Below are 14578 nucleotides of genomic sequence, written 5' to 3' on the forward strand. Positions count from 1 at the left end.
AAACTACTCCTATTTCATCTTACATTTTTTCCCATGATTATAAAACTCTAATTATATATTTATACAAAAAAAAGCATAGAGTCCCATTCCGACTCTATGCTAATAAATCAAATTAGCCTATAATAATTCAATCCCTTTTGGTAGTTTAACAGCAGATAAAATTAGCGTCTCCTTTACTCGATCTTTAGCATAAGAAGAATTGTTTAGTATCTCATGATCAAGATAACCAGGATGACACATGACTTCAACAGATTGACCGTCCTGAACCCGCGTTAAAATCTTATCAAAATAGTCATCCGTTACGCCTTCTCCATAGAAATCATGAAGAAAAACATCTGTAAAAGGAGCAATCCCTTGTAAAGCATTTTCAGAAATGCGTCTAGCACATAAATTATATTTTTGAGCTAACTTCTGTACGACTGGTAAAAATTCAGGAACAGTATGAACATGGTGGTGGCTATCAAAATGAGTTGGTTTTAGTCCCGATTCTAAGAATTTTTCTATTTGTACAGTCCATTCTCTTTCCAATTCATCTAGTAATATATTTTTATCTTCAAAGAATTCATGTCTACTTTTAAAGTTACCCTTTTCATTAACAAGTGTTGGAACATTATTTAAAAGTGGCTTTCCACAAGTTAAAACAAGATGTATTCCAACTTGAAGGCTTGGATTTTCTTTTGCTAGCTCTACCGCATGACTTACGCCGGGCATATTCATCATCATCGTAGCTGAGTTAACAACTCCATTTTTATGTGCATCAATTATTCCATAATTAATTCCCCTTGAATAACCAAAATCGTCTGCATTAACAATTAATTTAATCATTTAACCTTCACCTCTTTAAAAAATTGAGGTAAATATTTTTTATGTGCTTCTAGCATTTCATCAACAATTTGTTTAGCAACTTGATCAGATGCAACTAACGGGTTAATCGTTAACGCTAGAATTGCCAGTTCATAATCACCTGTTACCGCTGCTTCACAAGCTACTCTTTCAAATGATTTGATTTGTTGAACGAGCCCTCTTACAGAAACCGGTAGATCCCCCATTACGATTGGTTTTGGCCCATCCTTTGTAATGACACAACTAACCTCAACTGCTGAGTCGTTTGGAATACTAGCAATCGAACCATTATTCATCGTATTAACTGGTTGAATATCACCTTTATCATTATAAATAGAAGAAATTAAACGAACGGCTGCATCACTATAATAAGCTCCCCCTCGTTTTTCGAGCTGAGGTGGTTTGATTGATAGATTTGGATCTTTATAAAGTTCAAAAAGATCAACTTCTAATTTTTTAACAACTTCAGCACGGGTCCCTACAGTTTCGGCATTTTTAATATCTTTATCAACCATTTCACGAGTTTTATAATAATAGTTATGGTATGGACATGGTAGTGCGTTTAAAGCACGGAGAAACTCAGGTTCCCATCCATATCCTTGAATATTTTTAACAAAACTAGAGTTTTCCGGATTCGTTAATAATTCAATTACTTGATCTTTTACACTTTCGCCGTCAACAAATACATCTAACCCATAAACCATATGATTTAATCCAGCAAAATCAATCCGTACGCGTGAATGCTCAACCTTTAATAATTTGGCAATTCCCATTTCCATTCCAATTGGGACATTACATAAGCCAACTACTTTTCGGTGGTCGGTGTAACGAAGTACCGCCTCGGTAACCATACCAGCAGGATTCGTAAAATTAACTAACCACGCATTTGGACAAAGATCTCTCATATCTTTTACAATATCTAAAATTACTGGAATTGTTCGCAAACCTTTAAATAATCCTCCTGGTCCATTTGTTTCTTGACCAAGTACCCCGTATTTTAAAGGAATTCTTTCATCTTTTGCCCTCGCATCTAACAAACCAACACGAAATTGGGTTGTAACAAAATCGGCATCTTTAAGCGCCTCTTTTCGATCAAGGGTCAAATGAACTTCTACCGGAAGACCTGCCTTTTCAAACATTCGTCTTGCTAATTGACCAACAATCTCTAATTTCTCCTTGCCCTCTTCAACATCTACTAGCCAGAGCTCTCGTAAAGGAAGCTCATTGTACCGCTTAATAAAACCTTCTACTAACTCTGGAGTATAACTTGATCCCCCACCAATTGTCGCAATTTTGATAGTTTTACTCATGCTATGTAACCGTTGCCAAAAAATTATAAAAATCCAAGTATCTACTATTTTTATAGATTTTGTTTACTTCCCTGTTCTACGTGTCCGATTTTGCCGAAGCTACTCTCGTTTGGTATAACACTCCAAGGGCGTAAATTCGGATACAACGAATCCTACATATCAGTAATGACGTCTAAGTGTCAGATTACTAATTTATATCGTGACAAGTTGATCGCTGCGTTTAGATCTCGATCTATTCCATGACCGCATTCACATTTAAAATATCGGTCTGATAGTTTTAAATCATTTTTCTTATTTCCACAACTTGAACACGTTTTAGAAGATGGGTACCATTTATCAGCTTCAACAAATTCAATCCCATATTTTTCACATTTATATTGAATTTGGCGTTTGAATTTACATAAACACTGCTTCGCGATTGCTTTTGACAGGTGCTTATTCTTCATCATTCCTTTGATATTTAAAGTTTCCATTACGATGCGAAATGGTTTGGTTTTCACGATTTCGCTCGTGGATTGATGAAGATGGTCTATTCTGATATTTGACAACCTTCTATATAATAGTTGTATCTTCTTTTCGATTTTTATAATGTTGCTTGTTTTGACGTAACGGTCTCCCTCCTTATTCATTTTATATTTACGAGAAACTTGACGATGCAACCTACGCAGGCGTTTCTCTAACCTTCTAACAGTGCTTGTTTTGTTAATATTTTTCTTTTTGATGCCATCTGAACAAACTGCTAATTCTTTTATCCCTACGTCAATACCAAGTGAGACTTCAGTCATTTCAACTACTGGTTTTAATTCTTCCATTCTTATAGATATATACCAGTATTTCCCGTCATTACTAATTCTAGGATTATAGTATTTTTCATCTGATATAATTTCAGAAGTTACAACCCAACCGACTTTTTCAATCAACACTTTCTTTCCTTTTACTTTTAACTTCACATTATCATTATAAAAAGATGGTTTTGATTTTCTTCTACTTTTGAATTTTGGTTTATCAGCTAACCCTTTAAAGAACTTTTTATACGCATTACAAAGATCTTTTATCGCTTGCTTTGTAATATTATTCGATACTTTATACAACCAAGAAAATTCTTCAGTTTGTTTTAATCTAGTTAATTCTTTTCTTAACATACTATCAGAAATAAATTTCCCACCTGTTTTAAAATTTTCTTTCTGCTTAGCCAATGCCCAATTATATGCCCATCGTGCTGTACCAACTGATTTCCATAATTGTATTTCTTGTTCTTTAGTTGGCTTTAATCTCACTTTCTTCGCAAGTATCATTGTTTTGAACCATTTTCTATGAGTTTGTTCAGTCTCCTTATCTTTTGGGCAAATCCACCTTTCAAATATAATTTCAAATTAATCACCTCATGTAAATTTAAACACAATAGGTGAATTTGATTTAGAACAAATTGTGATATTTTTATAAACTTGTATCAATTTAAATTACCTGTTGTAACCTCCCTTTATTGATTGCTTACTTCTTGCCGCAGTTCAATTATCTCCCTTGCTAAATCTTTAAGCGTCATTGCTGTCATTAAATGATCTTGTGCATGAATTAATAGAATTGGTGTATCAAAATCTTCTCCACCAGCCTCTGCCTGAATCAATTGAGTTTGAAAGCGATGTGCTTGACTAAACTCGCGATCTGCCTCTGAAAGCTTCTCAAAAGCTAGTTCAAAATTCTTTTCTTTTGCTGCATAGATTCCTTCCATTGAAAGACTTCTAGCATTTCCACTATGCAAGATTAACTGAAAGGAAAGGTTGTACAATTCTTCTTTTGTCACTAGAATCACACCCTTTACAAGAATTTAAGAAAACAATACCAAGAGCCTGCCTATAGGCAAGCTTCCAGTGTGTTTACGCAGAATTAAAACTCTGAGTACCCAGACTATTTGAAAGCGATCGCTTTGCAGATAGTCTGGGCAAGCCCCTTTATAAATTTCTTATTTTGGTGCGCCTTGTTCAGTTTGTAAGTTTTGTTTATCCCACATTCTAAAGAATGGGAAGTAAATTAAAAATGCTATAACAAGATTAATCAATTGCATTGCAGAACCTCTCCAGTTACCTCCAGTTGCTAGCCAACCGCCGATAATTGGTGGAGTCGTCCAAGGAATTGCAATACCATGTGTTTTTGGAGCAAATCCCGTTTTCATTCCTATATATGTGGTTACAACAAGAACTAATGGAGTTAGAATAAATGGAACTAAAAGCAGTGGATTCATTACAACAGGCGCACCGAATGTAATTGGTTCATTAATATTAAAGATACCAGGTCCAATTGATAGCCTTCCTAGTTGTTTTGCATGCTGACTCTTTGCAAATAATAGCATCATAAGAGCAAAACAAATTGTTGCACCAGAACCACCCATGTAGACGAAGATATCAAAGAATTGTTGTGTAACGACATTTGGCATTGCATGATGAGATTGCAGGGCTAAACGGTTTGCATCAGTTGCAGCTAACCATACTGGGCCCATTACACCACCAACAATTGCCGCACCGTGTAAACCAACTGACCATAATAACTGAATTAATAATACAGCAATTAACGCGCCAGCTAATGACCCACCAAGTCTACTAAGTGGATCTTGTAATAGATCTCCAACGACATTGTGTAGAGTTTCATAGTGTGTATTTTCAATTAATAAACGAATAATCCATACTAGGAGAATAACTAAAAATGCAGGGAATAAAGCAACGAATGATTTACTTACACTAGGTGGTACGCCATCTGGCATCTTAATTACGAAGTTCCTTTGAATTACCCATCTATAAACCTCAGTTGAGAATAATGCAATAATAATAGCAACAAACAGACCTTTACTACCTAAAAATGCCATAGGAAGTACGCCGCCTACTTTAATAGCAGCAGTTGCTCCATCTGGAGTAAACATTGTGAAGTATGGTGTTGATAAAATAAATGAGGCAATCGAGATCGCACCAGCATTCAATGCATCTACTTTGTAATGTTCAGCGAGTCGATATGCAATACCAAATCCTGCAATGAGCGCCATTATATCAAATGAAGCACTTACAGGATAAAGAAGTTTTGTTTGCCAAGCTGCACCGAATGTTTTTGCCATAAAATCTGGATATCCGTCAAACGGTAAGAAGCCTAAAATTAAGAAAATAGAACCGACAATAATAAGAGGCAGTGTTAAAATAATTCCATCACGTAATGCTTGCAAGTGTCTTTGACCTGCAATTTTACCAGCAACAGGCATTACTTTCTCTTCTAACATTTGAGTAAAGTTGGCCATCACAAATCACCCCTATATGAAATTATGAACCTATTAAATCGATTGCAAATTTCAGGACCTCTGCTCCTTTACACATCCCGTAATGAACCGGATTGATGGCATCAACTGGTATTCCTTTTTGTAAACCTTCTTTTTTTAATTGTGGGAGTAGGTACCTTACTTGGGGACCTACAAGTAATACATCTGCTTGATCAAGATGATTTTTAACATCATTAGCACCCACTGCCCAAATCCTTGCATCGATTCCTTCAGATTTTGCAGCAGCTTCCATTTTTGTAACTAATAAACTTGTAGACATACCGGCGGCACAACATAATAATATGTTCATTTAATCCCCCTTTCTCTCTAAAGGAAACGCTTACAAGACAATTAAACTTCTACTAACAAGCAGAATCTACCCCTTACCTCTCTCTCTCTAGAATTTTAATCTCAAGAAATATATATTCGCCATTTTGGACATTAGGACAAATATAAAAAATATTTTTTTGCTACTTGAATTCTATAAATTCCTACTCCTAAAGTCGCTTAAAATAAAGCTCTGTACAAGCCTAAAGTATGATATCTTGTCAGACTTAACGGACAGGATTATGTATGTAAACGATCTGAAAAAAGTCTCGTATTTGTAATAAATAATGCATGTATTTTGAACTGAAATGCTAGTTTGGTATTCCTACTATTATTAAATCTAGTAAAAATGAAAAAGGAAATGGTTATAACTCAAACCATTCCCTCAAGCTGTTTAAAAGCAAACTTATAAATTAATTATCAAATTTTCGTAAAAGGAGTAGAGTGATGTTGATTTCCACTACAGGATGCTCGCTTTCCATGGGGCGAGACCTGAGCCTCCTCGTCACGTTCGTTCCTGTGGGGTCTCAGCCTTCCCGCATTTCCCATAGGAGTCGAGCACCCCTCCGTTCCAATCAACTTACTCACCAAAAAAAGTTTACGATAAAAATATAATCTAATATCCTTTACTTAGAAATAACCTATTATTTATCAGTTTGTTGGACAATTAAGAACGAATATTAACTTATATTTTAACCTTTGAACCTTTTTTTCAAAAATTAGCTTTTTATATTTTCAACTTCTAAGAATAAAAAAATTACTAGAGATTATTGGTAAATTAAAATTTCAAACATTTTAACATTTATAATCATTAATAGATGATCATAAAATGAAAATTTTATCTTCAATCTTCATTTATATTGGAGAATCTTTACAATAAAATAGAGGACTTAAGTTTTATGCTTAAGTCCTCATCGTTAAAAAGTGTAAGCTTCAGTCGTAGTTTTCGATTAAGACATTCAATTTCTTAATCTGTTCTTCTACACCAGTATCCGCATTCACGAAAATTTGATATGTGTCGTTTCCTCGTGTTCCTACAAATTCATAGCAAAGTACTTCTTGATTCAATTTATTTAAAATGATCGCTTGACGCTCTTCCATTATTTTTAAGTTTGAATTAATATTATTTCTCGCTTCTTCAACCGATATTTTCGGCTTTGGAATCGTTCTTTTTGTATATGCTGCTAAGTAATTTTTTGATGAAAATCCTACAATACTTCCGTCATCAAGAGCAATCTTCATCGTAACAGATTCAGGATAAATTCTTACACCATCCTGCTTTGTTACGTATGTAAATACACCAATCGTATCATATTGCGAGCTTTCTGTTAGTTCCATATTGGAGAATTTATTACGCTCTAAAAATTTCAGACCGTTAATTGAAGCCTGATTTAAATCGATTTTTTGCCCTTTAATATCACGACGATCAATAACCCAAACTGGATATCCTCCCTTTTCAGTAATATCCATATAAATTTCGCTATTTGTTTTTGGTTCCCGAATTTCTAAGCTATAGTACCGATCTGCTAATTTTTCACCTGTAAGATCAACTTTTATTTGTGCAGTACTATTTAATTCAAGAAACTTTTTTGCAATGTCCTTTGCTTGCTCGGTCGTTATTTTTTCACCTTTTACATTCGAAAGGTTTGTACGATTTACTTTATAATTTGTCAGTGATGGATCTGCATTTGCATCGGAATATGTCATTACATTCCTTTCCACTGTCTTAAATCCATCAATAATTACGTTATTTTTCGGATTTTGATCTTTTGCATAAGCAAGCTCTACATCCATCCAACGTAATTTATTCTCAAATACCATATGCTGAACTTTTCTAATCTCTCCTTGAATATCAGCAGAGTTATCGTATAACTTTTGCAGTGTCGCGTATTCATTTTGAGTCAATGGTTCTTTATCCAAATCTCTTACTGCAGTTCGATAACTAAAATCACCAATATTTGTTAGAAATTCTTCCGTTTTATTAACTGGTAATAGTCTCAAAGGAAGTTGCCCTACGTTAGATCTAGCTTGAGAAGTTAGTCCCCATACTTCAACTAGTGCTGGAGAAAGAGATGACTTTGATTTCATTGCTAAAGTATCCCCAATTTTATCATGTAATAAATCTATTTCATAAGTTAGTTCATGAAATGCCCGTTGATAGTTGTTTTCTGCCTGGATATTGATTTCGTTTTTAGCCTTATGCTCTGTATAACCCCAATATGATGTTCCGATAATTCCAATTGCTAACACGCCTATTGTAGCTTCCTTAATCACTTAAAACACTCCTTTCTTATCGGCAAAATATATGTCTACCAATTTGTTTTATTTGTGGTCTGCTCCAAATCCAAGCACTTGTTGCTGTGTCGGGATTAAAATAATAAAGTGCACTTTCGCTCGGATCCCAACCATTTACAGCATCTAAAACAGCTTTTTTGGCTGTCTCATTTGGTGTTAAATAAATTTGTCCGTCAGACACAGCCGTAAATGCACCCGGCTCAAAAATAACACCAGACACTGTGTTTGGAAATGATGAATTGCTAACGCGATTCAGAATTACTGCAGCAACTGCTACTTGTCCAATATACGGTTCACCACGTGATTCACCATAAACTGCATTAGCCATTAACTGAATATCATTTTGCGAATAGCCATTCGGAACATTCGATCCAGCACCTGCATTTTCACCTTTTTCATATTTTGTAGCTTTTACTAGCATCGCTTTTGTCTTAGCTCCAACAATCCCATCGACAGGCATTCCGAAATTATTTTGGAAATTCCTAACTGCCCAATATGTGTTGTATCCAAATACCCCATCCACTTTGCTTGTGTAATAGCCGTTGTATTTTAACCGAGACTGTAATTCAATAACATCTTCTCCTGTAGCACCCATTTGAAGTACTTGGCTTGTAAAAGCATTTACATTATTATGTTGAACATTGCAAAAGAAACTAACAAATACTATTAGTAAGATCAATGGACCTTTTAAGAAAACTAGTTTCCTCATTTCAAACCTCCTAAAGTATACTTATCCCTTTTTGTATTTTTTTCAAGAACTCCCAATTTATGTAAACACTTTTAAAATGCAATCAGATTTCTTTCCGAAGTATTAAAATAAGTCAGTTTTTCCCAATAAAAAAGGGCCCATTTGGCCCGTTTTTATTTTCTATTAAAGGTTATTCCTTCACCATATACTCGATCATAGATTACCCAATCCCAAATATCATTTGAATGTTTTTGAAGTACCCAGTCATACCATGAATGTTCAATCTGACCGTTAGTTAGAACTTTCATTAAAAGTGGTGCAATTTCGTATGATTCTAATTTAAGATTTCCTTTCTCTAAAAATGGCTTCGAATAGTTTCGGATCTTGTCCATTGTATTTTTGTCGTTACTCCAAATCCACATCGGAGTTTCATTATACCAATCTTCTCCTTCAATCTTCTCCACTGGTGCTCCCCACTGCTCGTATGTTGCCTTTTTATCGCCAAATGTTGGACGATGGTCACCATAAAAAAGGACGATTGTAGGATTCTTACGTTTTTTTATTTCTTGCCATACTGAAACGAGAGAATTGCCGCTTTTATAAATCCCACTTGCATAACTCTCCACTTTTCCTTTTAAATCCTCATCCATCGGTACTCCATTAACTTTCATGTTTTCTTCAGGAAAATGGCCTTTACGCCAATCAAAATGATTTTGCATTGTCACAAAAAATACAAATTGGCTCCCTTTTTTACTAATTAATGATAATGCTTTTTTCGAACTACACTCATCTGATAAATATGAACCAAACTTTTCACAAGAAGATAAATCTGCTTCTGACAAGAACTGGTTAAATCCTATGTTAGGATAAACTTCTTTTCGTTTGAAAAATGATGTTTTAAATGGATGAAGGGCTATTGTATCCATACCAAAGTTTCTAACATCTTGAATGAAACTAGGTGATGGCCTATTACCCATTTTTCCTTCTTGGTATGGTGTCCGCTCTTCGAATTTACGTTTTAATTTTAGACTAGTTAATACTTCAAACTCCTCGTTAGCCGTCCGTCCTCCAAATGTATTACTTATTAAAGTTCCATGAATCCCTTCATTTATAGAGCGAAGAGGTGCATTGGGATCAGAGTCCCATTTTAATTTCATGTCATCAAGAATGCTGTAGGCCTCACTTTGAATCACTAAAATATCTGGTAATTGTTTAGGTTTGGAAAGTGGTTTTAAAGAATTGATCTCTTTAATGACCTCATTTTTCACTTCATTAGATACTTGAGGTTCTCCACGCTTGCTATTTACATAAGTTACTAAAAATGCTGGATACATACCATATCTTTCAACACTAGTTTCGTAATTCCAAGGTATATATTCTACATTTGAGTTTTTTACAAAATAAGCATAGCCTTCTTTTGAACCAAATGTAAAAAAGACCCCAAGAAATACAATTAGTAAAAAGCGTAGACTATTTTTCCTTGCAGAAGCATTTCTCCATTTTTTATAGGCAAAAAAAGTCCCTAAAAAAAGAAATGTTATGATTCCAATTAACGCTCCCCATTTTAGAAGAAATGGAAGCTTTGAAAATTGTAAAAAAACGATTGGGTCACGCAGGAAAAATAAGTCGCTTGGATGAAAAGGCTCTCCAGTATATTTTATTTTTTCTGATAGCGCATATGAAAAAATCCCAATTGAACCTACAATCGTAATTAAAATCCACCAAACATTATAGCCTAGAACAAGAAGCCCAATGATTAATACTGATACAACAACTGACACAATCATAAAGTTCCACTTAAAAAAATCCGTGATAATCCAATTCTGATAAAGATTCACATTGTTCTTCCACAAATAATTATGAGACCAAATTACAAGTAAATAGCTACAGACCAATCCGATTAGAATTGGTCCGAGCAAATTAAAACCCTTTTTAATCATGAAGAATCTACCCTTTACAAAATTATAATAAGTAACTTTGTTTTTTTCGTTATTACATTAATTTCTCATTCGGTAATGCTTCATCAAGCTGCTTGTATTGTTGAATTAACTTCTCCGTAACTAAAGATTCAAACACTTTAGTAGCACCTTCAATATCGCCAATCTCTGATTTGTATTTCGTTTCAAATCTACTTAGAATACTGCCTTCTTCAAAAATTCCCCATATATTATTCCCACTACCTTTGTAGTCGCTCAATTTAGAAGGTAAGTATGGATTAATATTTTTATAATCCTTCGTAAACGCATCGTTAACAATTAGACAATCGAATTTTGTTGTAAAATTTAAAAACTCTAAAAAGTTAACATATGGATTTACTTTGATATGTTTTTCAATTACTTCTCCCGAAAGTTCATTTGCAAGTGATTTTGGATCAGAAGTAAAAATATGAAGTTTAATTTTATCTCTTAATTCAGGTTTAGTTAAACTAAGCCCTTCAATTATTTCATTTAACTTCCTCGTTTGATAAAACGTACCAAAGTACCCTAAGTTCACTTTGTCTTCATCAATTCTATATTTACTTGCTTTAACGTGATAATATTGCTTCGGTAATGTCGGTTGATTACAAATTTTTGCTTTACTTAAAATGACTTCTTTCATTTCCTGCATTGGGAACATTTCTGACATGTATTTCAACTGATTTTCATTTGTAAAAACAATTTCATCTGCAAATGCATAGACAATGTATTCACACCAAAAAAACATATTGTTATTTAACGCTAGTGGGAAGTTTTTTTTCTTTAAAAGTGCATTTACTTTTTTATAAAACCCTAAATCAATAATTGCTGACTTCCGTTCATTCCCATGAATATCTAATAGGATCGGATCAGAGAATTCTGCAACCCATTTTACCTTTGGATTTTTTAATTTGTATTCAAATGCTAAAAAATGTGAAGCAGGCCACAGTGCTCGGCTATAGATTTTATGGTATGTTCCATTTTTTCTTTCTTTAAATTTAATTTCCTTAAGAGATTTTTTAATAAAATCTTTCATTGATTTCCATTGTTTAAAACTACTAGCAGAAGATATTTCCATGCGATTATTAATAAAACCGTCTACCATTGCATTTTGTCGATAATCAACTTCCCTTACCTTCGACATATTATTATAAATTACATCCACCACTTCATTATTTTCGATAATACGCTTAGCCATTACAGTTCCACTTGTATCAACGTACGGTGGAAAACAATAAGAAATAATTAAAGAACGCGTCTCTCCATTGTATAACTTAAAATAAGGGAAATAGACGAAACAATGTTTATTTACTTCTTCAATTACTTGTTCTCTCAATTCATTGCTATTGTTTATATATCGATCTATAAATCCGTATTGAGCGTGTATTTTACCTTTAATGAATTGTTGGATTGTTGGACTATTCGTTTCTCCTAGTAAAACATCAAGATTTTTCATTACTTCCAAACGTTCTTTTACATTAAACTCAAATGAGTTTTTACGTCTAGAAACTGAGTTATCTCTTAAAACACGATAATAAATTGCCTGATCTTCTAATGGGACAATCTTTAGATGAAAATGATGCAAAGCAAATAATTTAGTAAAAAACACTACATCTTCTCCACTTTTTAAACCGAGTTCGTAGCGTTGCGTTTTTACTTTCTTTGTTGGTATTAATTTACAAGCATTCATTGTTAAAACACTATTTAAATCAGTATAAGTATAAATTTTAGTATCTAACGCTTTTTTTATTTGAGAGTTAACAGGGTTATTAGGATTACTATTACCTTCTAGATCTACGTCCACAACTTGTGAAATGACAACAGATTCTTCATCAGCATGATTGAATAGTTTTTCAAGAAAGTTCGGTGAAATGTAATCATCGTCGTCCAAGAATGTAATGTATTTTTTTGACGCTTGTTGAATTCCCATATTCCTTGCAGATGAAACACTAGCTTCTTCTGAATGAAGAATGTTAAAGTGATTTATATTATGTTCCTTAATGAAATTCATTAATATCTCTTCGGTATGATCTTTTTCTCCATTGATTATAAAGAACACTTCAAAATATTTTGGTGATAAAGTTTGATTTTTTAATGATTCAATACATTTTCTTATCACTTTTTCACCTTTATATGTCGGGACGATTACGCTAATACCGTTTATTAATTTTTTAAAATGATATTTTGAAAATATTAAGTCTTCCGGGATTTCTTTATTCATTCGTTGGTAAATTTCGATCTTAATTTTTTCAATTTCTTCTAACCTTTGCTGAATTTCAAATTTGTTCAAAACTTACTCACCAACCTCTTATCTTTCTAAAAAGCCATCTCTTAGCTTTCCAATAAAACTGAATTAATCTGCCAAGCTTTGAGTGCATTACTTTTCGATAGCGTTCTTCCATTATTTGAATTTCATTCTCTAGCTTTTCAATATACTTTATATTTTTATATTGCAGCTCTAACGCTGTTTCTTCATTAATTAAAACGGTTAAGAACTGTTCATAAAACTGAGACTCTATCTCCAAATTATTTAAATTAGATTTAAACTTGTTTAATTTTGTAAACCAACTAGGTATTTCTAGTTCATTCTCAATTGTTTCTGCATTTAATGATTGAGTTCTTGGATCGATTGGCATCTTGATGAGTCCTTCCTAATAGCTTGAATACTTTATAATATGCCCTAAATTTGTAGTTTTTTTTCATGAAAAAATGAATTAGAAATCATTTCTTAAAATAAAAAAAGACAATCACCTTATTGGTAAATTGTCTTAAGATACATGGTTATACTATTTTGAATTTAGATTTGGAATTGATTATCCCTTTTAAATTTGCGGGATACATCTTCATATACTCCTGAACCAAACATCACACCTATTAAAATTAAAATAAAACCGACTACTTGAGTTAAAACAATTTTTTCACCTAAAAATAATACCGCACCAATAAGTGAAAAGAATGGATTTAAATTTAAAAATATAGCCGCCTCTGTTGTGCCAACCTTACCAAGAGCAAAATTATATAGCATATGCCCCATAGCTGTTGCAACAACTGCTGATGCAAAAAATACCGCCCAAATTCCTACTGAATGATGCACCATACTAGCCAATCCACCCGGCTCAAGTATTTGGCTAATTCCAAATAATATAATCGAACCCATCACTAGCATATATCCAGTCATTAACCGTGGATCTAAAGTCTTTGAAACTTTTTTAATTAAAACAAAGCTAGATGCTTGAGCTAAGATTGCTAAAAACACATAAAAATCTCCATGCGAAACGCCATGAAAACCTCCTCCGCTCTGGAAGACAATAAAAGCAACACCTGCAAAACCAAATAAAACGCCTAAAATTCTAACAAAGTTCATAGTACTACCTAAAAAGAAAACCGACAATAAGGCTGTTAAAAGCGGCCCCATTCCTAGAATTAGACCTCCGTTTGATGCTGAAGTTTGGGAAAGACCAATTGATAAAAAATAATGATGTGCAACTACATTCAATAGCATCGCAAAAAATACATACCCAAACTCTTTTTTAGTAAGTAAACGAACTTTTTTTATTAAAAATAAAATAATAAAAACACTTACTCCAGCAGTGAAAACACGAATAGCTGTCATCGTAACTGGCATAAAGTTCTCTACGAGAACTTTTGTTGCAATTACATTAAATCCCCATACCACCATAATACAAAATAAAATGATATAAATTTTTTGCTTCTGCAACTTCCCCACTTCTTTCTACTGGCCTAAATATAAAAAGAGGGAAATTTGCCCTCTTATATTATCATTCAGAAAACTTTTAATTTACTTTTTCTAATATAGTAAATTTTCGACTTTTATTCAAAGTGTATGCTCAGATTCACTAAAAAT

Annotated in this window: 12 protein-coding genes; all 12 read right to left on the bottom strand. The window is 33.3% G+C overall.

What is annotated here, in order from left to right:
- Positions 1–117: 117 nt before the first annotated feature.
- On the bottom strand, positions 118–825 hold the full coding sequence (gene chbG, locus AB1282_RS02770) for a chitin disaccharide deacetylase (protein WP_429898382.1): 708 nt from the start codon (positions 823–825) through the stop codon (positions 118–120).
- Positions 822–2153, bottom strand: a complete 1332-nt coding sequence (locus AB1282_RS02775) for a 6-phospho-beta-glucosidase (protein WP_429898383.1) — start codon at positions 2151–2153, stop codon at positions 822–824. The genes chbG and AB1282_RS02775 overlap by 4 nt, the downstream gene beginning before the upstream one ends.
- Positions 2154–2332: 179 nt before the next feature.
- Positions 2333–3448, bottom strand: a complete 1116-nt coding sequence (locus tag AB1282_RS02780; RefSeq protein WP_429898384.1) for an RNA-guided endonuclease InsQ/TnpB family protein — start codon at positions 3446–3448, stop codon at positions 2333–2335.
- A gap of 185 nt (positions 3449–3633) precedes the next feature.
- Complete coding sequence (locus AB1282_RS02785) at positions 3634–3954, bottom strand: PTS lactose/cellobiose transporter subunit IIA (RefSeq protein WP_056468118.1); 321 nt, start codon at positions 3952–3954, stop codon at positions 3634–3636.
- 159 nt (positions 3955–4113) lie between these two features.
- Entirely contained in the window at positions 4114–5430 is a 1317-nt protein-coding gene (gene celB, locus AB1282_RS02790; protein ID WP_056468115.1) for a PTS cellobiose transporter subunit IIC, read from the bottom strand.
- Between the two features lie 22 nt (positions 5431–5452).
- On the bottom strand, positions 5453–5758 hold the full coding sequence (locus AB1282_RS02795; protein WP_025671987.1) for a PTS sugar transporter subunit IIB: 306 nt from the start codon (positions 5756–5758) through the stop codon (positions 5453–5455).
- Between the two features lie 950 nt (positions 5759–6708).
- Positions 6709–8049 (bottom strand): germination protein YpeB, encoded by a 1341-nt coding sequence (ypeB, locus tag AB1282_RS02800; RefSeq protein WP_429898385.1) that lies wholly within the window; start codon positions 8047–8049, stop codon positions 6709–6711.
- A 16-nt stretch (positions 8050–8065) separates the two neighbouring features.
- Positions 8066–8779 carry a spore cortex-lytic enzyme gene (gene sleB, locus AB1282_RS02805; RefSeq protein ID WP_056468108.1) on the bottom strand — a complete coding sequence of 238 codons (714 nt, stop codon included), beginning with the start codon at positions 8777–8779 and terminating at the stop codon, positions 8066–8068.
- Positions 8780–8931: 152 nt separating this feature from the next.
- Complete coding sequence (locus tag AB1282_RS02810) at positions 8932–10698, bottom strand: LTA synthase family protein (RefSeq protein ID WP_429898386.1); 1767 nt, start codon at positions 10696–10698, stop codon at positions 8932–8934.
- A gap of 52 nt (positions 10699–10750) precedes the next feature.
- A complete protein-coding gene (locus AB1282_RS02815) occupies positions 10751–13003 on the bottom strand; it encodes a glycosyltransferase (protein WP_429898387.1) in 2253 nt (750 codons plus the stop codon).
- Between the two features lie 7 nt (positions 13004–13010).
- The gene (locus AB1282_RS02820; protein ID WP_429898388.1) at positions 13011–13349 is read right to left on the bottom strand and encodes a hypothetical protein; all 339 of its coding nucleotides are present in this window, start codon (positions 13347–13349) and stop codon (positions 13011–13013) included.
- Between the two features lie 161 nt (positions 13350–13510).
- Positions 13511–14431 (bottom strand): DMT family transporter, encoded by a 921-nt coding sequence (locus tag AB1282_RS02825; protein ID WP_429898389.1) that lies wholly within the window; start codon positions 14429–14431, stop codon positions 13511–13513.
- Between the last annotated feature and the right edge of the window lie 147 nt (positions 14432–14578).

This window comes from Gottfriedia sp. S16(2024) (assembly GCF_050473765.1).
In the GTDB taxonomy this organism is placed as follows: Bacteria; Bacillota; Bacilli; order Bacillales; family Bacillaceae_G; genus Gottfriedia.

Coding starts and splice junctions, on each gene's coding strand:
- AB1282_RS02810 (WP_429898386.1), bottom strand. CDS start 10,698: ATGATTAAAAAGGGTTTTAATTTGCTCGGACCAATTCTAATCGGATTG.
- AB1282_RS02795 (WP_025671987.1), bottom strand. CDS start 5,758: ATGAACATATTATTATGTTGTGCCGCCGGTATGTCTACAAGTTTATTA.
- AB1282_RS02820 (WP_429898388.1), bottom strand. CDS start 13,349: ATGCCAATCGATCCAAGAACTCAATCATTAAATGCAGAAACAATTGAG.
- celB (WP_056468115.1), bottom strand. CDS start 5,430: ATGGCCAACTTTACTCAAATGTTAGAAGAGAAAGTAATGCCTGTTGCT.
- chbG (WP_429898382.1), bottom strand. CDS start 825: ATGATTAAATTAATTGTTAATGCAGACGATTTTGGTTATTCAAGGGGA.
- AB1282_RS02775 (WP_429898383.1), bottom strand. CDS start 2,153: ATGAGTAAAACTATCAAAATTGCGACAATTGGTGGGGGATCAAGTTAT.
- AB1282_RS02780 (WP_429898384.1), bottom strand. CDS start 3,448: ATGATACTTGCGAAGAAAGTGAGATTAAAGCCAACTAAAGAACAAGAA.
- sleB (WP_056468108.1), bottom strand. CDS start 8,779: ATGAGGAAACTAGTTTTCTTAAAAGGTCCATTGATCTTACTAATAGTA.